We start from the raw sequence: 21,289 nt of genomic DNA on the forward strand, positions 1-21,289 counted from the left end.
GGTACGGGCAGACTGGATGGATGACTTCGGACCTGACCGGCCCCGCCGCCCGGCCCGGCCGGGAGGCCGCCGCGCCCCTGATCGGCGGCTCCAGGCTGGGCGTCGGCTGGGCGGTCTTCTACCGCTGGGGCCCGTACGCACTGCTCGCCATCGGCACCCTCGCCGCGGGCGCCACCGCCGGAGCCCTGCACATGACCCGGTCCGAACTGGTCGCGGCGGCGGCCCTCACCGTGGCAGGGGCCGTGCTCCAGCTGTGGTGGGGCCACGCGGTCCGCACCCGGCCGGACCCCTCGACGGCGGGCACCTGGTACTACCTGCTGCGCTGGGCGATCGCCTTCGCCCTGACCTGGCTGAACACCTTCTACGCGTTCTACGCGGTCACCGGCTACTTCGGCGCCGAGCGGCTGCTGCCCCGCCGGTGGGTACGGATCGGGCTGCTCGCCAGCGCGGTCACCGTGTCGGGCTCCCAGGCCGGCGGACTGCCACCGCACGGCCCCATGGGCTGGCTGGTGTTCGGTGCGCTGTTCGGCGTGAACGTCAGCCTGCTCACCGTCTTCACCCACTTCGCCAACCTGGAGGGGGAGCGCGCGACACAGCAGACCGAGACCATCTGCGAACTGGAGCACACCAACGTCCGTCTCCAGCAGGCGCTCGACGAGAACGCCGCCCTGCACGCCCAACTCCTGGTCCAGGCACGGGAGGCCGGGGTCGCCGACGAGCGCCGCAGGCTGGCCGCCGAGATCCACGACACCATCGCGCAGGGGCTCGCGGGCATCATCACCCAGCTCCAGGTCGTCTCCCTCACCAAGGCCCCGGACACCGCCCGTGAACACCTCGCCCGCGCCCAGGAGCTGGCCCGCCACAGCCTGGGCGAGGCCCGGCGCTCCGTGCAGAACCTCAGCCCGGTCGCCCTGGACGGGACCCCGCTCCCCGAAGCGCTGAAGAAGCTGGTCGCCGAGTGGTCGGCGGAGGCGGGCGTCCGCGCCGAGTTCACCGTCACCGGCACCGTCGAGCCGCTGCACGACGAGGTCGAGGCCACCCTGCTCCGGATCGCCCAGGAGGCCCTGACCAACACCCGGCGGCATGCCGCGGCCTCCCGCGTCGGGGTCACCCTCTCGTACATGGACGACGAGATGACGCTGGACGTACGCGACGACGGCCGCGGCTTCGAACCGCTCGCGCTGCCGCCGCGCAGCACCGACGGCGGCTTCGGTCTCGGCGGGATGTGCGCACGCGCCGAGCGGATCGCGGGCACGGTGGCGGTCGAGTCCGAGCCGGGGCACGGCACGGCGGTCTCGGCTCGCGTACCTTTGGTCCGCCATGAACTCTGATGTCATCACCCTGCTGATCGTCGACGACCATCCCGTGGTCCGGGACGGTCTGCGCGGCATGTTCGCCGACGCCCCCGGTTTCCAGGTGCTCGGCGAGGCCGCCGACGGCGTCGCGGCCGTCGAGCTGGCCGGCCGGCTCGACCCCGATGTGGTCCTCATGGACCTGCGGATGCCGGGCGGTAACGGCGTGGACGCCATCGCCGAACTGACCCGCCGCAACAGCCGGGCCAAGGTGCTCGTCCTGACGACGTACGACACGGACTCCGACACCCTCCCGGCCATCGAGGCGGGCGCCACCGGCTATCTGCTCAAGGACGCCCCGCGCGACGAACTCTTCACCGCGGTACGGGCGGCGGCTGACGGCCGTACGGTGCTCTCCCCGGCGGTCGCCTCCCGGCTGGTCTCGCGGGTGCGCACCCCGGCAGCGCCGGGACGCGACGCGCTGAGCGCACGTGAACGCGAGGTGCTCGTGCTGGTCGCCAGGGGCACGTCCAACCGCGACATCGCGCGTGAGCTCTTCATCAGCGAGGCGACGGTCAAGACCCATCTGACCCACATCTACGGGAAGCTGGACGTCAAGGACCGGGCAGCGGCGGTCGCGGTGGCGTACGACCGCAAGATCCTCGGCTGAGGCTGTCCGGGGGCTGAAACCGACACCCGCCCGGCGCGGGCCGCCGCCTCAGGCCCGCACCTTCAGCAGCAGCACCGACCTGGCCGGGACCGTGAGCACGGCGCCGCCCGGGTGCAGTGTGCCCGGCGCCGCGCACTGGTCCTCCCGTGAGGTGTCGACGAGCAGTTCGTAGGTGTCCGCCCAAGGGGCCCCGGGCAGCAGGAAGTCCACCGGCCGCTCCGCCGAGTGCAGAACCGTCAGGAAGCTGTCGTCGGTGATCCGCTCGCCCCTGGCGTCCCGGCCGGGGATGTCGCCCCCCGAGAGGTAGACCCCGAGCGTGGCCGCCGGCGCGTACCAGTCCTGTTCGGTCATCTCCCGGCCGTGCGGGGTGAACCACGCGAGGTCCCGCAGCCCGTCGCCCGCGCGCGCCCCGGAGAAGAACGCCCGGCGGCGCAGCACGGGATGGGCGTGGCGCAGCGCCAGCAGCCGGGATGTGAGGCTGAGCAGCATCCGCGGGCCCGGCTCGTCGAGCAGCGTCCAGTCGACCCAGCTGATCTCGTTGTCCTGGCAGTACGCGTTGTTGTTGCCGCCCTGCGTCCGCCCCATCTCGTCACCCGCGACGAGCATCGGCACCCCGGTCGACACCAGCAGCGTCGTGAGGAGCGACCGCAGCAGCCTCCGGCGCAGCGCCCTGACACCGGGGTCGTCGGTGCCGCCTTCCGCACCGCAGTTCCACGACCGGTTGTCGTCGGTGCCGTCCCGGTTGTCCTCGCCGTTGGCCTCGTTGTGCTTGTGCTGGTAGGAGACCAGGTCGCGCAGGGTGAAACCGTCGTGCGCCGTGATGAAGTTGACGGAGGCCTGCGGACGCCGCCCGCCCCAGGCGTACAGATCGCTGGAGCCGGAGAGCCGGTACCCCAGATCCCGTACGTCGGGCAGCGCACCCCGCCAGAAGTCCCGTACGGCGTCCCGGTAGCGGTCGTTCCACTCCGTCCACAGCGGCGGGAAGGCGCCCACCTGGTAGCCGCCGCTGCCCACGTCCCACGGCTCGGCGATCAGCTTCACCCGCCGCAGCACCGGGTCCTGGGCGATCACCGCGAGGAAGGGGGACAGCATGTCGACGTCGTGGAAGGACCGGGCCAGCGCGGCGGCCAGATCGAAGCGGAAGCCGTCCACGCCCATCTCGGTGACCCAGTAGCGCAGCGAGTCGGTGATCAGCCGCAGCACATGGGGCTGCACCACGTGCAGGGTGTTGCCGCAGCCGGTGTAGTCCGCGTACCGGCGCGGGTCGTCCTGGAGCCGGTAGTAGCCGCGGTTGTCGATACCGCGCAGCGACAGCATGGGCCCCAGCTCACCGGCCTCCGCCGTGTGGTTGTAGACGACGTCGAGAATGACCTCGATCCCGGCGGCGTGCAGCGCCTGCACCATCCGCTTGAACTCGCCGACCTGCCGGCCGCCCGTGCCGGACGCCGCGTACCCGGCGTGCGGGGCGAAGTAGCCGACCGAGTTGTAGCCCCAGTAGTTCCGCAGCCCACGCCGCAGCAGATGGTCCTCGTGTGCGAACTGGTGCACCGGCAGCAGCTCGACGGCCGTCACGCCGAGCCGTACGAGATGGCCGATCGCCGCCGGATGGGCCAGACCGGCGTACGTCCCCCGCAGCTCCTCGGGGATCCCGGGGTGCCGCTTGGTGAAGCCGCGCACATGCAGCTCGTAGATGACGGTGTCCGCCCACGGTGTCTTGGGCCGCAGGTCGTCCGCCCACTCGTCGCCCGGGGTGTCGTCGTGGACGACGACGCCCTTGGGCACGTACGGCGCCGAGTCCCGCTCGTCGCGCACGGTGTCGGCGACCTCCTGCTCCGGCCAGTCCCTGACGTGCCCGTACACCTCGGGCGGCAGCCGGAACTCGCCGTCCACGGCGCGTGCGTACGGGTCGAGAAGCAGCTTCGCCGCGTTCCAGCGGGCCCCCGTCCACGGGTCCCACCGGCCCCGGACGCGGTAGCCGTACCGCTGTCCCGGCCGGACCCCGGGCAGGAATCCGTGCCAGATCTCATGGGTCAGCTCGGTCAGTTCGCAGCGCGTCTCGTGGCCCGCCCCGTCGAAGAGGCAGAGCTCGACGGCCTCGGCTCCGCCCGCCCAGAGCGCGAAGTTGGTACCGGCGACCCCGTCGGGCCCGACCCGGTACCGCGCTCCCAGCGGCATGGACGTACCGGGCCACACGGTCACCGCGTCCGGCCCGGCTTCGAACACCGCCCCGGGCACGGCGCCCGGCACGGCTTCCGGCTCCACCGCGGGCACCGCGTCGCGCACGGCTTCCTGCACCGCATCCGGTGCGGTCTCCTGCTCGGCTGCGCTCGACACCTGTCGGCCTCCCGCGGCTCATCGGGACCGGCGGCGCGTCGGGCCCCGGCGTCCCGGCCGCGGCCCCTCGCATGGTCCTCGTTCTTGTTCTGCCCGCAACAACCGGCAATCTCACGTTTCCCCCGCAGGGGGGTGGTCGTTGAGCGGTCCGTGAGACAACTGACAAAGCGGACACGGGCGGGCGTCGCGGCCGCGCTGGTATGGGCGGGACTGCTGGCCGGACCGACCGGATGCGGATCCGGCTGGGACGGAAAACCGCGGGCACCCGAAGAGGCGATCCGGGTGATGCCGGACGACGGTGCGAAGGGCGTCGGGGCGCACGGCAAGGTCGAGGTGCGGGTACCGGACGGGAAGCGGCTCGAACAGGTCACGGTCTACAGCGTCACCGACGGCCACCGCGAGGTGCTTCCCGGCAGTGTCTCCGGCGACGGCAGGACCTGGAAGGCGGACGGCGGCCTGCTCGGGCTCGCATCCGAGTACTCCGTGGACGCGGTGGCATCCGACGGGGACGGTCACACCCTGGCCCGCCACACCACCTTCACCACGTTCGTTCCCCCGCACCGCTTCATCGGCTACTTCACACCGGAGAACGGCTCCACCGTCGGCACCGGCATGATCGTCTCCTTCAACTTCAACCGCCCCGTCGAGAACCGCCCGGCCGTGGAGCGGGCGATCCGCGTCACCGCCACCCCTTCGGTTCCGGTCGAGGGCCACTGGTTCGGCAGGAGCCGTCTGGACTTCCGGCCGAGCGCGTACTGGAAGCCGGGCACCCGGGTCTCCGTCGGGATGCGGCTGCGCGATGTACAGGCGGCGCCGGGGGTGTACGGGACCCAGCAGAAGACCGTCGGCTTCACGGTGGGCCGCTCCCAGGTGTCGGTGGTCGACGCGGCGGCGCACACCATGGCGGTACGCCGTGACGGTGCGCTCCTGACGACCCTGCCGGTCACCGCGGGCGCCGCGAAGCACACCACGTACAACGGCAAGATGGTCGTCATGGAGAAGCACGCCGTGACCCGGATGAACGGCCGGACGGTCGGCTTCGGCGGTGAGTACGACATCCCGGACGTCCCGCACGCGATGCGGCTGACCAACTCGGGGACGTTCCTGCACGGCAACTACTGGGCGCCCGCCCGTACGTTCGGCGCGTCCAACACCAGTCACGGCTGTGTCGGGCTGCGCGATGCGCGCGGCGGCAGCGCCACCTCTCCGGCCGGCTGGCTCTTCGGCCAGACACTGATCGGCGACGTGGTCGAGGTCGTCAACTCGACGGACACGACGGTCTCCCCGGACAACGGGCTCGGCGGCTGGAACCTGGACTGGGCCCACTGGAAGGCCGGCTCCGCGCTCGGCTGAAGCCGTGTCCCCATGAGCTCCGCCCGCAGGCGCCGTGTCCCACGACCTGCGCGGCGGCGCCCGGTTGGAACTGAACGGTGACATTGGCGGGGAGTCCGGCGGGCGCGCGCTGCGATTATTCTGTGGACCAGTGCGCGCGGACACGGCGCGCGGGGGTACGTGCACCGGCGGAGCCGGAACGTGCGCGAGGGGAGACCACCATCTTGTTGAACGGGCGACCGATATCGGGGACATCGGCCGGGGGCCGGCCTGCGCGCGGGGCGCGGCGCGGCGGGCCCGGACTGCTGGCTCTCCTGCTGGGTGCGCTGTTGCTGCTTGTCACGGCGTGCGGCGGTTCGGGCAGCGGCGGCAGCGATGAGAAGGCGAAGCAGGGCGCGGGCAAGGAGGCCGGTTCCACGGCGTCGGAGGCCGTCGTGACGGTGGCCCCGAAGGACGGCGCCGAGTCGGTGGCCACCAGTGACGCGCTCAAGGTCACCGCGGACAAGGGCCGGCTGACCTCCGTCACGGTCAAGGACGCCAAGGGCAACGAGGTCGCGGGCCGTATCGCGGCGGGCGGCGCCAGCTGGCAGCCGCTCCAGCACCTGCCCGCCGCCACCAGGTTCAAGGTGCACGCGGTCGCCAAGGACGCCAAGGGCCGGGAGTCCGCGAAGGACACGGCCTTCACCACGCTCGTGCCGAAGAACACCTTCCTCGGCCAGTACACACCGGAGGACGGCTCGACCGTCGGTGTCGGGATGCCGGTCTCGATCCACTTCACCCGCGGGATCACCCACCCCGCGGACGTCGAGGACGCGATCAAGGTGACGGCCGACCCCGCCGTACCGGTCGAGGGCCACTGGTTCGGCAACGACCGCCTCGACATCCGCCCCGAGAAGTACTGGGCGGCCGGTACCAAGGTGACGGTGAAGCTGGACCTCGACGGTGTCGAGGGCCGGCCCGGGGTGTACGGGAAGCAGACCAAGACCGTGAAGTTCACCGTCGGCCGCTCGATGGTCTCCACGGTGGACGCGGACAACCACACCATGAAGGTCGTCAAGGACGGCAAGCTGATCAGGACCATCCCGATCAGCGCGGGTGCCCCGGCGACCACGACGTACAACGGGCAGATGGTCATCAGCGAGAAGTACGCGGTGACCCGGATGAACGGGGCCACCGTCGGGTTCGGCGGTGAGTACGACATCAAGGACGTGCCGCACGCGATGCGCCTGTCCGACTCCGGCACCTTCGTGCACGGCAACTACTGGGCATCCAGCGGTACGTTCGGCGCCGCGAACACCAGCCACGGCTGTGTCGGCCTGCACGACGTGCGCGGTGGCTGGAGCAAGGAGACCCCGGCTGCCTGGTACTACAACAGGTCGATCGTCGGTGACGTGGTGATAGTCAAGAACTCGCACGACAGGACGATCCAGCCGGACAACGGACTCAACGGCTGGAACATGTCCTGGGCGGACTGGAAGAAATAACGCGGACTGGAAGAAGCAGCACGGGCTGGAAGAAGCAGTACGGGCCGGAAGGGGTAACACCCGCCTCGCCTTCAGCCCCTCCGGCCTCGCCCCGTACGGCCCGGTGCACTGTGACCAAGTGCACCGGGCCGCACCGCGTTAGCCACCGTTAACCTGCTGTCATGACAGTCACCCTCGAAGTCTCAGAAGGCGTCGGCACCATCCGTCTGGACCGCCCGCCGATGAACGCACTCAACGTCGCGATCCAGGACCGGCTCCGCGAACTCGCCGAAGAGGCGTCCCACCGCGACGACGTACGCGCTGTGGTGCTCTACGGCGGCGAGAAGGTGTTCGCGGCCGGGGCGGACATCAAGGAGATGCAGGCCATGGACCACGCGGCGATGGTCGTACGCTCCCGGGCCCTGCAGGACTCCTTCACCGCGGTGGCCCGGATCCCCAAGCCGGTGGTCGCCGCGGTCACCGGATACGCGCTGGGCGGCGGTTGCGAACTGGCGCTCTGCGCCGACTTCCGTATCGCGGCCGACAACGCCAAGCTCGGGCAGCCCGAGATCCTGCTCGGTCTGATCCCCGGCGCCGGTGGCACCCAGCGGCTCTCCCGGCTGATCGGCCCGTCCAAGGCCAAGGATCTGATCTTCACCGGCCGTCAGGTCAAGGCGCCCGAGGCGCTCACCCTCGGTCTGGTCGACCGGGTCGTCCCGGCGGCCGAGGTGTACGAGCAGGCGCACGCCTGGGCGGCACGGCTCGCCCAGGGACCGGCCATCGCGCTGCGCGCCGCCAAGGAGTCCGTCGACGCGGGTCTGGAGACGGACCTCGACACCGGACTGGCCATCGAGCGCACCTGGTTCGCCGGTCTCTTCGCGACGGAGGACCGCGAACGGGGTATGCGCAGCTTCGTCGATGAGGGCCCCGGCAAGGCCAAGTTCCGCTGAGGAGTACCCGGTTGGGTGGATTAGCTGCGCCTTAAGAGAACCTTAAGGAGTGAGCGATCTCGACCCTTGAACTTCGTTCATGAGGGGGGAATCCGCGCAGCTCAGGACGGGTGTGAAGGCCCCTGCAATGCCATGTGCATATGCCAAAGTGTGGGGTGCCCGACGAGGGAATGCAATTGCGGATTCCCTCGGAACGGCCCCGGAGGCCGCTTCGGGCGGCCATGATGGGGGGCATGGCGGGCCTGGAGGGTGTGGAGCAGCCGCGGCAGCGCGTTCACGCGGATGCTGCGCGATGGGTACCGGCCGTTGAGGACGAACAGGCTCTGAAAGCACTGGAGTTGTTCGGCAGCCCAACGGACGCGGAGGTGCGGCTGGCGTCCCGTCCGGAGTCGGCTGCGACCGCTCGGCGGCTCACCCGGGGCGTCGTACTGCGCCAGTGGGGGCTCTCCGCGCAGACCGCCGAGTACGCGGTGTTACTCGTCTCGGAGCTCGTGGGCAACGCGGTCCGCCACACCGGCGCCCGGGTCTTCGGGCTCCGGATGCTGCGCCGCCGGGGCTGGATCCGGGTGGAGGTCCGCGATCCGTCCCGCGGGCTGCCCTGTCTGATGCCGGTCCAGCCGATGGATGTCAGCGGGCGCGGCCTCTTCCTGGTCGACAAGCTCTCGGACCGCTGGGGGGTGGACCTGCTGCCGCGCGGCAAGACCACCTGGTTCGAGATGCGGGTCGCCGACCGACAGCCCTCCTGACGTACGCGCCTGTGGAACCCCGCACCCGTGACCCGCGCCCGTGCCCCGCAGTCGTGCCCCGCAGTCGTGGAAGCGGGCCCCGAACGGTCGTGATGCCACCCGGTTGTACCCATCCGGATCACGGCGTGGCTGCTGTGAATCCCAGGTGAAGTGACCAACCCGCCTGTAAATCTACGAGCGCGTGCGAGATTCTGCGGATGATTGCCGGACCCCGGACCTCAGTCGGCCGCTCCTGATGGCCTTATGTCCCTGCCGGGTGCGATGAGGCAAAAAGGGCCGCTTCAGGTGATTCCTCATTAAATGGTCGCGTGACTGACATAAGCCGCCGCAGCGCACTGCGGGCAGGAGCCGGCGCGGCCGTCGCCGGGGCGTTCACCGCGGGGTGTTCCGGCGGCGGCGCACCCGCCGCGGCCCCTTCCCCGGCCGGGGCCCGCCCCGCACGCTCCCCTTCCGGGCCCGCCACATCCCGGGCCCTCCATGCCCCGGCACCCCTCGCCTTCGCCGGGCAGCCGGCCCAGATCGCACACGGCCCCCGTGGCCGCCCCCGCGTCGCGCTCACCTTCCACGGCCAGGGCGAGCCCGCCATCGCCAAGTCCGTGCTCGCCGAGGCGGAACGGGCCGGAGCACGGGTCACCGTCCTCGCCGTCGGTACCTGGCTCGACGAGTATCCCGCGATGGCCCGCCGCATCCTCGACGGCGGTCACGACCTGGGCAACCACACCCTCCACCACACCTCCATCTCGGCGATGGGCGAGCAGGAGGCGTACGCCGAGATCACCGGCTGCGCCGACCGGCTGCGGCGGCTCACGGGATCCATCGGCACCTGGTTCCGCCCCTCGCGCACCCAGTACGCGACCCCCCTGGTCCAGCGGCTCGCGGGACGCGCGGGGTACCCCCATGTGCTCTCGTACGACACCGATTCCCTCGACTTCACCTCGCCCGGCGTCGCGGCGGTCGTCCGCAACGTCACCGGCGCTGTCCGGTCCGGTTCGGTGGTCTCGATGCACTTCGGCTACGCGGACACGGTCGCCGCGCTGCCCGCCATCCTGGACGCCTTCGACCGCCGCGGGCTGCACGCGGTGACGACTACGGAGCTGCTGACCTCATGATCACCAAACGCACCACCGGGCTGTTCGCCGCCACCGTCACCACCGGCCTCACCGTCGCACTCGGCGGCTGCGGGTCCTCCGGCGAGGCCGCACACGGGCACCGTGCACACCCGGCCGCCGCCAGAACCACCACCGCTGCCGCCGCGCAGCGGGGCACCGCGGCGAAGTCGGCGGAACCCGCGCCACTGGCCGGTATGCCCCCGGTCCTCAACCCCAAGGACCTGTACGCGGCGGACCGCCCGGGCAAACTCTCGCCCGTCGTGCGGAAGTTCCCGTCCCTGGTCTACGTACCGAACACCAACTCCAACACGGTCAACGTGATCGACCCCAAGACGTACAAGGTCATCCGCACCATCCCGGTCGGTGTGCAGCCGCAGCACGTCGTGCCCTCCTGGGACCTGAAGACGCTCTGGGTCAACAACGACCGGGGCAACACGCTCACGCCGATCAATCCGGCGAACGGCAAGGTGGGGAAGACGCTCGACGTCCACGACCCGTACAACCTCTACTTCACGCCCAACGGCAAGTACGCCATCGTCATGGCCTCGCTCGACCGCCAGCTCGTCTTCCGCGACCCGCACACCATGAAGATCAAGAAGACCCTCCCGGTGACGTGTTCCGGCGTCAACCACGCGGACTTCTCGGCCGACGGGCGGTACTTCATCGTCTCCTGCGAGTTCTCCGGCGAACTGCTCAAGGTCGACACCGAGAAGATGAAGGTGGTCGGCCAGCAGAAGCTGCCCTTCAAGGGGGCGATGCCGCAGGACGTGAAGATCTCGCCGGACGGCCGGACCTTCTACATCGCCGACATGATGGCCGACGGGATGTGGGTGCTCCCCGCGGACAAGTTCACCACCCCGAAGCTGGTGCACACCGGCAAGGGCTGCCACGGGCTCTACATCAGCCGCGACTCCAAGGAGATGTACATCTCCAACCGGGGCGAGGGCACCATCTCGGTCTTCAGCTTCCCGCAGGACAAACTCATCAAGAAGTGGGTCCTGCCCGGCGGCGGGAGCCCCGACATGGGCGGCGTCTCGGCCAACGGCAAGGTGCTCTGGCTGACCGGGCGCTACAACGCGGAGGTGTACGCGATCGACACCACCAGCGGCAAGCAGCTCGCCCGCATCCCGGTCGGCAGCGGCCCGCACGGACTCGCGGTGTACCCGCAGCCCGGCCGCTACTCGCTGGGTCACACCGGGATCTTCCGCTAGGGCACTTCCGGATACGCGGGCGGGGCGGGTCCACTCCGCATCGGTATCCCGGGTCACCCCGCCACCAGCAGTGCCTCCGAGCCCACCGGCCGGTACCCCGCTCGCTGGAACGCCCGTACGCTGCGGGCGTTGCCCGGCGACTGCTGCGCCCATACGACGTCCCCCTCGACGAGGTGCCGGGCGGCCACCGCGAGCCGCGGTCCCAGCCCCCGGCCACGCGCCGCCTCGTCCACCTCGATGGCGGCCTCCGGGCGCCCCGCGACCCCGCGTCCCATGATCAGCACGCCGCCGTCAGCCGCCCACACCCGGACCTCGTCGCGGAACGTCCGGGACCGGACCACCCTCGGGTGGTCCGGATCCTTGATCTCCCGCAGTGCGACCGGGGGTTCGCCCGGCAGCGCGGGTGCGGCCGTCAGCAGGTCGATGGTGTTCATCCGGCGGCCGGTACGGGTCATCAGCGCGGCCAGGAAGGCCGGGTTCATCGCCGCGGCGAGCGGGTCCGCCGCGGTATCGGCCAGCGTCCTGCGTACCCACTGCGGATCCTCGTCGAGGAAGACCACCGAGTGGGCGGTCAGGGCCAGCACCCCGGCGTCCCGGGCGTTCGGCTGGGCGATCACGGTCGTCGCCCCGTCCGCCGGAGGGAAGGAACCGTGTGCCGCCGCTGTCAGGATGGCAGCCAGAGTGCCGCGTGACGCACCGCTCCCGGTCGAACGCATTTTCGGGTAACTCCTCGGCTTGAGTCTCCAGCGGCTGGAAGGAACAGACTCGCAGACATGAACGACGACGGACCCGAAGTCTTCACGATCGGTCAGCTCTCCCGCCGTACCGGGCTCTCCGTACGGACCATCCGCTACTGGTCGGACATCGGCGCCCTGCCGCCGGCCGGGCGGTCGACGGGAGGCTACCGGCTGTACGACGCCGCCTGCGTGGCCCGGCTCGAACTCGTCCGCACCCTGCGGGAGCTCGGCCTCGGTCTCGCCACGGTGCGCCGGGTGCTGGCCGGGGAGAGCGGAATCGCCGACGTGGCCGCCGCCCATGTGGCGGCCCTGGACGCGCAGATCCGTTCGCTGAGGCTGAACCGGGCCGTGTTGTCGACCGTCGCGAAACGCGCGTCAGGCGCAGAGGAGATGGCACTCATGAACCGACTGGCACGGCTGTCCACCGTGGAACGCAAGCGCATCATCGAGGAGTTCACCGAGGAGGTGTTCGGCGGCCTCGACATCACCCCGGGCATCCAGGAGCAGGTCCGGCGCACCGTCGTGGAGTTGCCCGACGACCCCACCCCCGAGCAGGTCGACGCCTGGGTGGAGCTCGCCGAGCTGGTCCAGGACCCGGCCTTCCGGCAACGGATGCGGGCCATGGCCGAGTTCAACACCCGGGCGGCCCAGGACGACGGGGGAGCCGCAGGCACCGGGGACCGGCAGTGGTTCGTCGAGCAGGTCACCCGGCTGGCCGGTGACGCCCGCGAGAGCGGTGTCGCCCCCGGCTCCGCGGAGGCCGCCGGCATCCTGGACCAGCTGCTCGGCGCCACCGCGGACCGGGACGCGCTGCTCCGGCGGCTGGAGGGCGCCGCCTTCGCCGAGGCGGACCGCTACCGGCGGCTGATGGCGGTCATCAACGGCCGGGAGGGGCAGCCCCAGCACAACGAGGACTTCGCCTGGCTGGCCGCCGCCCTGCGGGCCCACCCCGCCGGGTAATGCGGTCCCGCCCCGCCGGTTAATCTGACTACCGTCAGGCACGTACCAAGAAGGGGTGGACCCAGTGGCGGACAAAGAAGAGGCCCGCAAGGCGTTCGAGCGTCTCGACGTGGACGGCGACGGCCGGATCACGGCGAGCGAGTACAAGAGCGTCATGGCGCAGCTCGGTGACTTCCATGTGACCGAGACCGTGGCTCAGTCCATCATCAGGTCCAAGGACGCCAACGGTGACGGCAGGCTCTCCTTCGAGGAGTTCTGGGCGTCGCTGAACAAGTAGCGCGTACGGACAAGCAGCGCGACAGCCCCCCGGCACCGGTGCCGGGGGGCTGTCGCGTCGTACGGGGGACCGGCGTGCGGTGTCCTGCGTCAGGGCCCGACGGACACCGTGAACCGGACCGGATTGCCGTCGTTCGCGGCGCCCGAGACATCGGGCTGGCCGTCGGGGACCACATCGTCGTACGGAAAGGCGTACCCGATCGGCGAGTTGGCGTGAAGTACCCGCGCCCAGTGGTTGGTGACGTCGCCCTGGTAGTAGTCGGCAGCCGTGGTGCCGTTCGGCTGGCTGGGGTGGGTGAGCATGATCGACCGGTTGAACCCGGCCGCGATCCTGGCGAGCAGCGCCTTCTTGTCGTCCGGGTCACCCGGATTGTTGGCGAAGGGGCCGTCGTTGCAGGTGAAGATGGACTTCGAGTCGGGCTTGGTGAAGGTGTGGCCGCCGTCGAAGGTGAGGGTGTCGCCGCTCACCCGGCCCTTCAGGCTGCCCTTGCCGCCCTGCAGGTCGATGGTGAGGTCGGTGGAGCTGTACTTCTCCCAGACCTGGTCCACATAGCCGGTCCACAGATCGCCGAACGGCATCGCGTCGGGGGAGGCGGACGCCATCAGGTTCTGCGGCGAGATCACCCGTAGCACCTTGCCGTCCGAGCCGCGGATGATCAGCTTGTCCCAGGGCTGGCCGTCCTTGCCCGCCTGGGTGGTGAGATCCGCGGCGATCTTGTCGACCGCGCCGTCGGGCAGCGGGGCGACGGTGTGGTCGCTGTCGCCCGTGAGCGAGAGCCCGATGGGGACCGCGGTCACCAGGTCGACGTAGGAGATGTTGGCGTACAGCTGGTCCGGGTTGAAGGTGAACTCGCAGAACGACCAGGTGCGGCCGTAGTTCGGGTCCGCGGCGGTGGCGAAGGCCGGCTCGACCAGGGCGGGGCCCGGGTTGAGGAAGAAGTCGAGTGTGTCGTCGCGCACGAAGTAGATGCGGGCGCCGTACATCTGAGGGAGCGTCAAGGTGACCGGACCCGCGCCTGCGGCCTTCAGCGGGATGGCGCAGTCGACCGGCAGCGGTGTCTGCGGGGCCGACGGTGACTGCGGGTGGTACACGCTGCCGTCGGCGCGCAGCAGGACCCACTGGTCGGTGCCCTGCTCGTGGCCGGTGACATAGGCGTTGACGTTGCCGGGCAACGACTTGTTCTCCAGGGCCAGTTCGCAGGTGGCGGCGGAGGCCGAGGCGCGTGGACTGAGCGCGCTTCCCCAGGCGGGGTAGGTGAGAGCGGTGGCGGTCGCCGCGGCGCCGGTCAGGAACAGTCTGCGGGATATCACGCAAGTCTCCTGTGGTCTGTGGGGGGCGGAGCGCGCGGGAGGCGGAGGTGCTGTGGGGGGTGGCCTCCCGCACGGCACTTACTGTTGCGAGGCTCGGGGGACAGGTCAATACCTATGGCTGAGAGCGCTCTCATATTCTTTTCTGCCTTCACCACTTGAAGGCGGGGCGGCGGTCGTCCGGGCGTGGCGTCCGGGTGAACGGGCGCGTGCGCCGGAATAGCCCGGACGGCGCGGAGGTTGGCGACCGATGCGACAGCGCGGAGCAGCGCACCGGGCGACAGCACAGGGCACGACACCGAGTTGACGACACGGCACCTGGCGACCGCAGCGCCGTACGAACACGGCACCTGGCGACCGCAGCGCCGTACGACCACGGCACCGGACCACCACGGCACCGGACCACCACAGCACCGTACGACCACAGCACCGCACCCGGAACACCTGTAGCGGAGGGCACATCATGAAGATCGGCATCATCGGCGCCGGAAACATCGGCGGCAATCTCACCCGGCGGCTCACGGCGCTCGGGCACGACGTGTCCGTGGCCAACTCGCGCGGCCCGCACACCCTGGGCGATCTCGCCGAGGAGACGGGCGCCACCCCTGTCCCGGTGGCAGAGGCGGCGCACGGTGCCGAGGTCGTCGTGGTCACCATCCCGTTGAAGGCCGTACCGGATCTGCCGTCCGGTCTGCTCGACGGCGCCGCTCCTGGCGTGGCCGTGATCGACACCGGCAACTACTACCCGCGGGAGCGGGACGGCCGGATCGACGCCATCGAGGACGGGCTCCCGGAGAGCCGCTGGACCGAGCAGCAGATCGGCCACCCGGTCATCAAGGCGTTCAACGGCATCTACGCGCACAACATCATCGACGCGGCCCGGCCCCAGGGGGCTTCCGGCCGGTTCGCCCTGCCGGTCGCCGGGGACGACGAGGCCGCCAAGCGGGTCGTACGCGAGCTGATCGACGAGATCGGTTTCGACACCGTCGACGCGGGCGGCATCGACGACTCCTGGCGCCAGCAGCCGGACACCCCTGTCTACGGACTCTCGGCCGACGCCGACGGGATCGCCAAGGCGCTCGCCGACGCACCGCGCGAGCGCCCCGCCGCCTTCCGGGCCTGACCCCTGCTGGTCCTGGCGGATTCCTGCGGCTTCTTGCGGCTTCTTGCGGTGCAGCCGATCCCTACGGCGTGGCCCACTCCTTCAGCGCGCTCTTGCTCGCGAAGCGCGAGTGGGCCACGTCCTTGTCGAGCGGGCTGTCGCTGTACTGGTGGAAGGTCCAGGTCGCCTTGATCCTGGGCTTGCCCGCCGTGGTGTAGTCCGCGATCCACAGCCCGTCCCCGGCGTACGACGTGGTGTCGTGGTGCAGCCAGTAGTCGCGGTTCGTGTACAGCAGCACCCGGTTGTGCGGCCGCAGTTTCTTCACCGCGCGGATGAAGCTGTCCTTCTCGGCGTTGCTGGCCCGGGTTCCGTCGCCGGTGGTCTCCCAGTCCACCGCGAGCAGGTCGCCCCCCTTCTCGGGGGCCTTGCTCACGAAGTACTCGGCCTGCGTCTGGATGTTGCCGGGCCACAGGAAATGGTAGAAGCCGACGACGCACCCGCCGTCCCGCGCCAGTTTGGTCTGTGTGGTCAGCCGTGGATTGACATAGGTGTGGCCCTCGGAGGCCTTGATGAACACAAAGGCCAGACCGTCGGTGTCGAACGACGACTGGTACGTACTGACATCGATGCCGTGCAGCACGGGCACCGCCTCCCGGTGTGTCGTGGAACTCAGGTATTCCATATTCCACTTACCCATTCCGGAGGGCTCGACTGCATTCGCTCACCTGGGCGATGTGAGAACCAGGGATACGTTGTGGCCGCCGAAGCCGAACGAGTTGGCCAGGGCGGCGTCCCAACGCCCGCTGCGGGCACTGCCGGTGACGACATCCAGCGGTACCCGTTCGTCGAGCCGGGTCAGATTGCGGGTCGGGGGAACGGTCCCGTCCCGCAGGGCCAGGATCGCCGCCATCGCACCCAACGCGCCCGAGGCGCCCAGCAGATGACCGGTCATGGACTTGGTGGCCGTGACCACCGGATGGGCGCCGACAGCCGCCGCGACCGCCTCCGCCTCCGCGAGATCTCCCTGCGGGGTGGAGGTGGCGTGCGCGTGGACGTGCCCGATGTCCGCGGGGGTGAGTTCCGCGTCCCGCAATGCCTTGCGGATCGCCCGGGCCTGGCCGTCGGGGTCGGACGCGGTGATGTGCTGCGCGCTGGACGTCGTGCCCGCCCCGGCCACCGCTCCGTGCGCCCGCGCGGTGCGGGCGCGGGCGTGCTCGGCGCTCTCCAGGACCAGGACGGCTGCGCCCTCACCGAGTACGAAGCCGCCCCGCGCGGCGTCGAAGGGGCGTGAGGCGCCGTCAGGATCGTCGTTGGCCGTCGACAGCGCCATCATCTGCGCGAAGGCGGTCAGCGGCAGCGGATGCAGGCTCGCCTCGGAGCCGCCTGCCACCACGATGTCGGCCCGCCCCGCCCGGATGAGGTCGAGGCCGTACGCGATGGCCTCCGCGCCGGACGCGCAGGCACTCACCGGGGTGTGCGCTCCGCCCCGGGCTCCCAGGTCGATGGAGACCCAGGCGGCCGGGCCGTTCGCCATGAGCATGGGGACGGTGTGCGGCGAGACCTTCCTGGGGCCCGACTCCTCCAGCACGCGGTTCTGCCCGAGCAGGGAGAGCAGGCCGCCGGTACCCGTACCGATCACGACCGCGAGGCGCTCCGGGTCGACTTCGGGTGCGCCGGCGTCCCTCCAGGCCTCGCGGGCGCAGACGAGTGCGGCCTGTTCGCACCGGTCGAGCCGGCGGGCTTCGGTGCGCTTCAGTGACTCCGCCGGGTCCTGGCGCATCCGGGCCCCGATCCGCACCGGCAACTGCCGCGCCCAGCTCTCACCGTCCAGGCTGCTGATTCCGTTCTCGCCCGCTGTCATCGCGGCCCAGGTACGCGGGACATCGCCGCCGAGCGGCGTGGTGGCCCCCAGGCCGGTGACCCAGACATCCGTTCTTGTCGCCATGCGGGGGACCGTAGCCAACCATCCAGTTGGTTGGCAACTTTCGTATGATCTCTCCATGACGACAAACGCCCGCACCGAGGGGACCCGCGCCCGCCTGCTGGCCGCCGCCCGCACGGAGTTCGCCGAACACGGCATGGGCGGCGCCCGCGTCGACCGCATCGCCGCTCGGGCAGGGGCCAACAAGGAGCGGATCTACGGGTACTTCGGCAGCAAGGAGAAGCTGTTCGCGGCGGTCGTCGCGGAGTCCGTGGTCGACCACGCGGTACGGGTCGGACTGCCGGACGGCGACCCGGGCGAGTACGCGGGACGGGTGTACGACTTCCACCGCAGCAACCCCGAGCTGACCCGGATGATGATGTGGGAGGCCCTGTACTACGGCGACCGGTCGCTGCCCGACGACGAGGTGCGCACGGAGCAGTACGCACGGAAGGCCGCAGCGCTGGCGGAGTCCACCGGCGGGCGGCTGGTGGGGGACGCCGCTGCCACGTTCCTCGCCCTCATCGGGGTGGCGGTCTGGCCGCTGGCGTTCCCGCAGATGGCCCGCCTGGTCCTGGGCGCGGGAGAGGGCTCGCCGGATGCCGACGCACTGCGGGCCTACGTGGTGGAGACGGCCCGCAAACTGGCCCCGCCCTCCCCGGACCCGTCGGGCTGACCCCGCCCGTACGGGCACGGAGGCGGGGCGGTGACGACGACGGCCCCGGCGCGTACACCGTTCCGGCGGCCGTGCACCGACCTGACGATCCTGGCCATCGCTGGCTCCTCCTCCACCGGGACCTGCGCGGACCGGAATGGTGTCACGGGCGGCCGGGCAGTGGGCGATGAGTTCTCGACGGCCCGGGAGTCAACCCTGGTGCAGGCAGTTTCCGTACCGTTCGCACTCGGAAGGCAGCATCATGGGCAAGCTGATCGTCACCGCGTTCGTCACTCTGGACGGCGTCATGCAGGCCCCGGGCGGCCCGGGCGAGGACGTCGACGAAGGCTTCGAGTACGGCGGCTGGCAAGTCCCGTACGTCGACCACGACTTCATGGTCCTCATGACGGGAATCTTCGAGCAGACGGCCGACCACCTCCTGCTCGGCCGGAAGACCTATGACATCTTCGCCGCCCACTGGCCTCGCGTCACCGATGAGAACGACTCGATCGCCGTGAAACTCAACGCCATGCCCAAGTACGTCGCCTCGCGCACCCGGAGCAGCCTGGAGTGGCACAACTCCCATCTCCTGAAGGGCGAAGCCGAGGAGTCCGTCGCCGAGCTGAAGGAGCGGCTCGACGGCGTGATCATGACGCAGGGCAGCAGCGACCTCATCGGCACCCTGCAGCGGCACGACCTCGTCGACGAGTACCGGCTGCTCGTCAATCCCGTGATCATCGGTACCGGCAAGCGGCTCTTCGCCGAGGGCGCCGCTCCTGCCGCCTGGACGCTCACGGAATCCCGCGTGACCAGCGTCGGCGTGCAGTACTGCGCCTATGAGCGGGCGGGGAAGCCCGAGTACGGATCGTTCCAGCTGGACGACCAGGAGTGAGGGTGCAGGTCACGATGGTTCTCCAGCCCCCCGATCCCGCCGCTTCTTGATCGCCTTGACAGGCCGACTTCCAGTGGGAGTCTGGAGGGGACGGTGTCGCGCAGAACCCCACAGGGGAGCGTCCCCACGAGGGAGCGCCACCACACCACAACCGCCGCCGGCTGCCTCCTGCAGCCGCTTCCGTACGGCTCTCCCCGTACGGAAGCCCGGCCGAGTGGCCCGGGCAGCCACCTGTCTCAGTCAGCGCCCGGGTGCCGGATGCCCGGTTCCGCCACCGGCCCCATGCTCCACGCCCCCATCACGCGTGTGAGCGCGGTGGGGTGCAGAACATCGCCCCCCAGCCCTCCCGCGAAGCGAAGGAACTGTGCCGATGTCCGTAAGAGGCGAGCAAGCGGTACGAGTGGCATCGCCGCCTCCGAAGGCGCCACCTCCGAAGGCGCGGGAGGTCGTGAAATTCGCAGCCGTCGGGGTGTCCGGCGTGGCGGTCAATCTTCTGGTGTTCAATCTCGTGCGCCACGCCACCTCGATACCGGTGGTGAGCGCGAGCGTGGTCGCCACCGTCGTCTCGATCGCCTTCAATTACGCAGGGCTGCGTTACTTCGCCTACCGTGACCGGGACAAGAGCGGCTGCACCCGTGAGATGGGGCTCTTCCTGCTGTTCAGCGCCATCGGCCTGGTGATCGAGAACGGCATCCTCTATCTGGCGACCTATGGCTTCGGCTGGGACAGCCCGCTGCAGAGCAACGTATTCAAGTTCATCGGCATCGGAGTCGCCACCCTCTTCAGGTTCTGGTCCTACCGAACCTGGGTGTTCCGGGTGATACCCGCGGCGCCGGACGAGTCCGACGCCTGAGCCCGGTCCCCACTTGCCCGAGGCTCTCTCAGCACTCGATGATGTTCACCGCGAGCCCGCCCCGCGCCGTCTCCTTGTACTTGACCGACATGTCGGCGCCGGTCTCCTTCATCGTCTTGATGACCTTGTCGAGGGACACCTTGTGGCTGCCGTCGCCGCGCATCGCCATCTTGGCCGCCGTGACCGCCTTGACCGCTGCCATGCCGTTCCGCTCGATGCACGGGATCTGGACAAGGCCGCCGACCGGGTCGCAGGTCAGGCCGAGGTTGTGCTCCATGCCGATCTCCGCCGCGTTCTCCACCTGCTCCGGGGAGCCGCCCAGGACCTCGGCCAGGGCGCCCGCCGCCATCGAGCAGGCGGAGCCGACCTCGCCCTGGCAGCCGACCTCGGCGCCGGAGATGGAGGCGTTCTCCTTGAAGAGCATGCCGATGGCGCCCGCCGAGAGCAGGAAACGCACGATGCCCTCCTCGTCGGCTCCGGGGATGAAGTTGATGTAGTAGTGCAGGACGGCGGGGATGATGCCGGCCGCGCCGTTCGTGGGGGCGGTGACGACACGGCCGCCCGCCGCGTTCTCCTCGTTCACCGCCATCGCGTAGAGCGTGATCCACTCCATGGCGCGCGCCAGGGGGTCGCCCTCGGCGCGCAGCTGGCGGGCCGAGTTGGCCGCGCGGCGGCGGACCTTGAGGCCGCCGGGGAGGATGCCCTCGCGGGACATGCCGCGGGCGACGCAGGACTGCATGACGCCCCAGATGTCCAGCAGCCCCGAACGGATCTCCGCCTCGGTGCGCCAGGCCTTCTCGTTCTCCAGCATCAGCGCGGAGATGGACAGACCCGTCTCCCGGGTCAGCCGCAGCAGCTCGTCGCCCGTGCGGAAGGGGTGCTTCAGGACGGTGTCGTCGAGGACGATGCGGTCCTCGCCGACGGCGTCCTCGTCCACCACGAAGCCGCCGCCCACCGAGTAGTACGTCTTCTCCAGGAGCGGGGCGCCCTCGGTGTCGTACGCGGAGACCGTCATCCCGTTCGCGTGGTACGGCAGTGCCTTGCGCCGGTGCAGGATCAGGTCCGCGTCGTAGTCGAAGGCGATCTCATGCGCACCGAGGAGGCTGATGCGGCCACTGGTGCGGATCTGCTCGATGCGTTCGTCGGCGTGCTCGACGTCGACCGTACGGGGGGACTCGCCCTCCAGGCCGAGGAGCACCGCCTTCGGGGTGCCGTGTCCGTGACCCGTCGCGCCCAGCGATCCGAAGAGCTCGGCGCGGACCGATCCGGTGTGGGCCAGCAGACCCTCGTTCTTCAGGCGGGCGGCGAACATCCGGGCGGCCCGCATGGGGCCCACCGTGTGGGAGCTGGACGGGCCGATGCCGACCGAGAAGAGGTCGAAGACCGATATGGCCACGGGAGAACTCCTTGGGTGTTGGTAGACGCCGTTGTCTGCCGGGGTGGTGCAGAGGAAGCGCGGTACAGCAGTGAGCGGGGTG

21 protein-coding genes are annotated in these 21,289 nt (G+C 70.4%); 15 read left to right on the plus strand and 6 right to left on the minus strand.

Annotation, left to right across the window (positions count from 1 at the left end; all coding sequences use genetic code 11):
* Positions 1-20: 20 nt before the first annotated feature.
* A complete protein-coding gene (locus OHB13_RS26535; protein ID WP_328378730.1) occupies positions 21-1,331 on the plus strand; it encodes a sensor histidine kinase in 1,311 nt (436 codons plus the stop codon).
* A complete protein-coding gene (locus OHB13_RS26540; protein WP_266852841.1) occupies positions 1,321-1,962 on the plus strand; it encodes a response regulator in 642 nt (213 codons plus the stop codon). Before OHB13_RS26535 ends, OHB13_RS26540 begins: the two co-directional genes overlap by 11 nt.
* Before the next feature lie 48 nt (positions 1,963-2,010).
* Here the strand turns inward: OHB13_RS26540 and glgX are convergent, their stop codons facing one another.
* Positions 2,011-4,296: a glycogen debranching protein GlgX gene (gene glgX / locus OHB13_RS26545; RefSeq protein ID WP_328378731.1), complete on the minus strand. Its 2,286-nt coding sequence runs from the start codon at positions 4,294-4,296 to the stop codon at positions 2,011-2,013.
* Positions 4,297-4,446: 150 nt separating this feature from the next.
* On the opposite strand from glgX, the gene OHB13_RS26550 reads away from it, so the two are divergent.
* The 6 genes from OHB13_RS26550 (at position 4,447) to OHB13_RS26575 (ending at position 11,107) form a co-directional block, all read left to right on the plus strand.
* Positions 4,447-5,649, plus strand: coding sequence for a L,D-transpeptidase (locus tag OHB13_RS26550; protein WP_328378732.1), 1,203 nt, complete (start codon positions 4,447-4,449; stop codon positions 5,647-5,649).
* Between the two features lie 206 nt (positions 5,650-5,855).
* Positions 5,856-7,112, plus strand: a complete 1,257-nt coding sequence (locus OHB13_RS26555) for a L,D-transpeptidase (protein ID WP_328378733.1) — start codon at positions 5,856-5,858, stop codon at positions 7,110-7,112.
* Between the two features lie 161 nt (positions 7,113-7,273).
* A complete protein-coding gene (locus OHB13_RS26560) occupies positions 7,274-8,041 on the plus strand; it encodes an enoyl-CoA hydratase/isomerase family protein (RefSeq protein ID WP_266852834.1) in 768 nt (255 codons plus the stop codon).
* Positions 8,042-8,262: 221 nt separating this feature from the next.
* Positions 8,263-8,787 carry an ATP-binding protein gene (locus tag OHB13_RS26565; RefSeq protein WP_266852832.1) on the plus strand — a complete coding sequence of 175 codons (525 nt, stop codon included), beginning with the start codon at positions 8,263-8,265 and terminating at the stop codon, positions 8,785-8,787.
* Between the two features lie 308 nt (positions 8,788-9,095).
* Positions 9,096-9,896 (plus strand): polysaccharide deacetylase family protein, encoded by an 801-nt coding sequence (locus tag OHB13_RS26570; protein WP_328378734.1) that lies wholly within the window; start codon positions 9,096-9,098, stop codon positions 9,894-9,896.
* Positions 9,893-11,107, plus strand: a complete 1,215-nt coding sequence (locus OHB13_RS26575) for a YncE family protein (protein ID WP_266852828.1) — start codon at positions 9,893-9,895, stop codon at positions 11,105-11,107. Before OHB13_RS26570 ends, OHB13_RS26575 begins: the two co-directional genes overlap by 4 nt.
* 53 nt (positions 11,108-11,160) lie before the next feature.
* Here OHB13_RS26575 and OHB13_RS26580 read toward each other — a convergent pair whose 3' ends face one another.
* Positions 11,161-11,823: a GNAT family N-acetyltransferase gene (locus OHB13_RS26580; protein ID WP_328378735.1), complete on the minus strand. Its 663-nt coding sequence runs from the start codon at positions 11,821-11,823 to the stop codon at positions 11,161-11,163.
* 57 nt (positions 11,824-11,880) lie between these two features.
* On the opposite strand from OHB13_RS26580, the gene OHB13_RS26585 reads away from it, so the two are divergent.
* Positions 11,881-12,804 (plus strand): MerR family transcriptional regulator, encoded by a 924-nt coding sequence (locus OHB13_RS26585; RefSeq protein WP_328378736.1) that lies wholly within the window; start codon positions 11,881-11,883, stop codon positions 12,802-12,804.
* A 64-nt stretch (positions 12,805-12,868) separates the two neighbouring features.
* A complete protein-coding gene (locus tag OHB13_RS26590; RefSeq protein WP_266852822.1) occupies positions 12,869-13,081 on the plus strand; it encodes an EF-hand domain-containing protein in 213 nt (70 codons plus the stop codon).
* An 89-nt stretch (positions 13,082-13,170) separates the two neighbouring features.
* Here OHB13_RS26590 and OHB13_RS26595 read toward each other — a convergent pair whose 3' ends face one another.
* Positions 13,171-14,391: a glycoside hydrolase family 64 protein gene (locus tag OHB13_RS26595; RefSeq protein ID WP_328378737.1), complete on the minus strand. Its 1,221-nt coding sequence runs from the start codon at positions 14,389-14,391 to the stop codon at positions 13,171-13,173.
* Between the two features lie 300 nt (positions 14,392-14,691).
* On the opposite strand from OHB13_RS26595, the gene OHB13_RS26600 reads away from it, so the two are divergent.
* Both OHB13_RS26600 and OHB13_RS26605 read left to right on the plus strand, forming a co-directional pair.
* Entirely contained in the window at positions 14,692-14,838 is a 147-nt protein-coding gene (locus OHB13_RS26600; protein WP_328378738.1) for a hypothetical protein, read from the plus strand.
* Between the two features lie 13 nt (positions 14,839-14,851).
* Positions 14,852-15,511, plus strand: a complete 660-nt coding sequence (locus tag OHB13_RS26605; protein WP_266852819.1) for an NADPH-dependent F420 reductase — start codon at positions 14,852-14,854, stop codon at positions 15,509-15,511.
* 61 nt (positions 15,512-15,572) lie between these two features.
* Here the strand turns inward: OHB13_RS26605 and OHB13_RS26610 are convergent, their stop codons facing one another.
* Both OHB13_RS26610 and OHB13_RS26615 read right to left on the minus strand, forming a co-directional pair.
* The gene (locus OHB13_RS26610; protein WP_266860691.1) at positions 15,573-16,130 is read right to left on the minus strand and encodes a glycoside hydrolase family 25 protein; all 558 of its coding nucleotides are present in this window, start codon (positions 16,128-16,130) and stop codon (positions 15,573-15,575) included.
* Positions 16,131-16,211: 81 nt separating this feature from the next.
* Entirely contained in the window at positions 16,212-17,435 is a 1,224-nt protein-coding gene (locus tag OHB13_RS26615; protein ID WP_328378739.1) for a beta-ketoacyl-[acyl-carrier-protein] synthase family protein, read from the minus strand.
* A 55-nt stretch (positions 17,436-17,490) separates the two neighbouring features.
* Between OHB13_RS26615 and OHB13_RS26620 the strand changes: the two genes are divergently transcribed.
* The 3 genes from OHB13_RS26620 to OHB13_RS26630 all read left to right on the plus strand — a co-directional run bounded on the left by OHB13_RS26620 (position 17,491) and on the right by OHB13_RS26630 (position 19,811).
* Positions 17,491-18,087, plus strand: coding sequence for a TetR family transcriptional regulator (locus OHB13_RS26620; protein ID WP_328378740.1), 597 nt, complete (start codon positions 17,491-17,493; stop codon positions 18,085-18,087).
* A 241-nt stretch (positions 18,088-18,328) separates the two neighbouring features.
* Positions 18,329-18,958 (plus strand): dihydrofolate reductase family protein, encoded by a 630-nt coding sequence (locus tag OHB13_RS26625; RefSeq protein WP_328378741.1) that lies wholly within the window; start codon positions 18,329-18,331, stop codon positions 18,956-18,958.
* Between the two features lie 370 nt (positions 18,959-19,328).
* Entirely contained in the window at positions 19,329-19,811 is a 483-nt protein-coding gene (locus OHB13_RS26630) for a GtrA family protein (RefSeq protein ID WP_401601579.1), read from the plus strand.
* 28 nt (positions 19,812-19,839) lie between these two features.
* Here OHB13_RS26630 and OHB13_RS26635 read toward each other — a convergent pair whose 3' ends face one another.
* Positions 19,840-21,207 carry an L-serine ammonia-lyase gene (locus OHB13_RS26635; protein ID WP_266852811.1) on the minus strand — a complete coding sequence of 456 codons (1,368 nt, stop codon included), beginning with the start codon at positions 21,205-21,207 and terminating at the stop codon, positions 19,840-19,842.
* Positions 21,208-21,289 lie beyond the last annotated feature (82 nt).

The organism is Streptomyces sp. NBC_00440, from assembly GCF_036014215.1.
Lineage (GTDB): Bacteria > Actinomycetota > Actinomycetes > Streptomycetales > Streptomycetaceae > Streptomyces.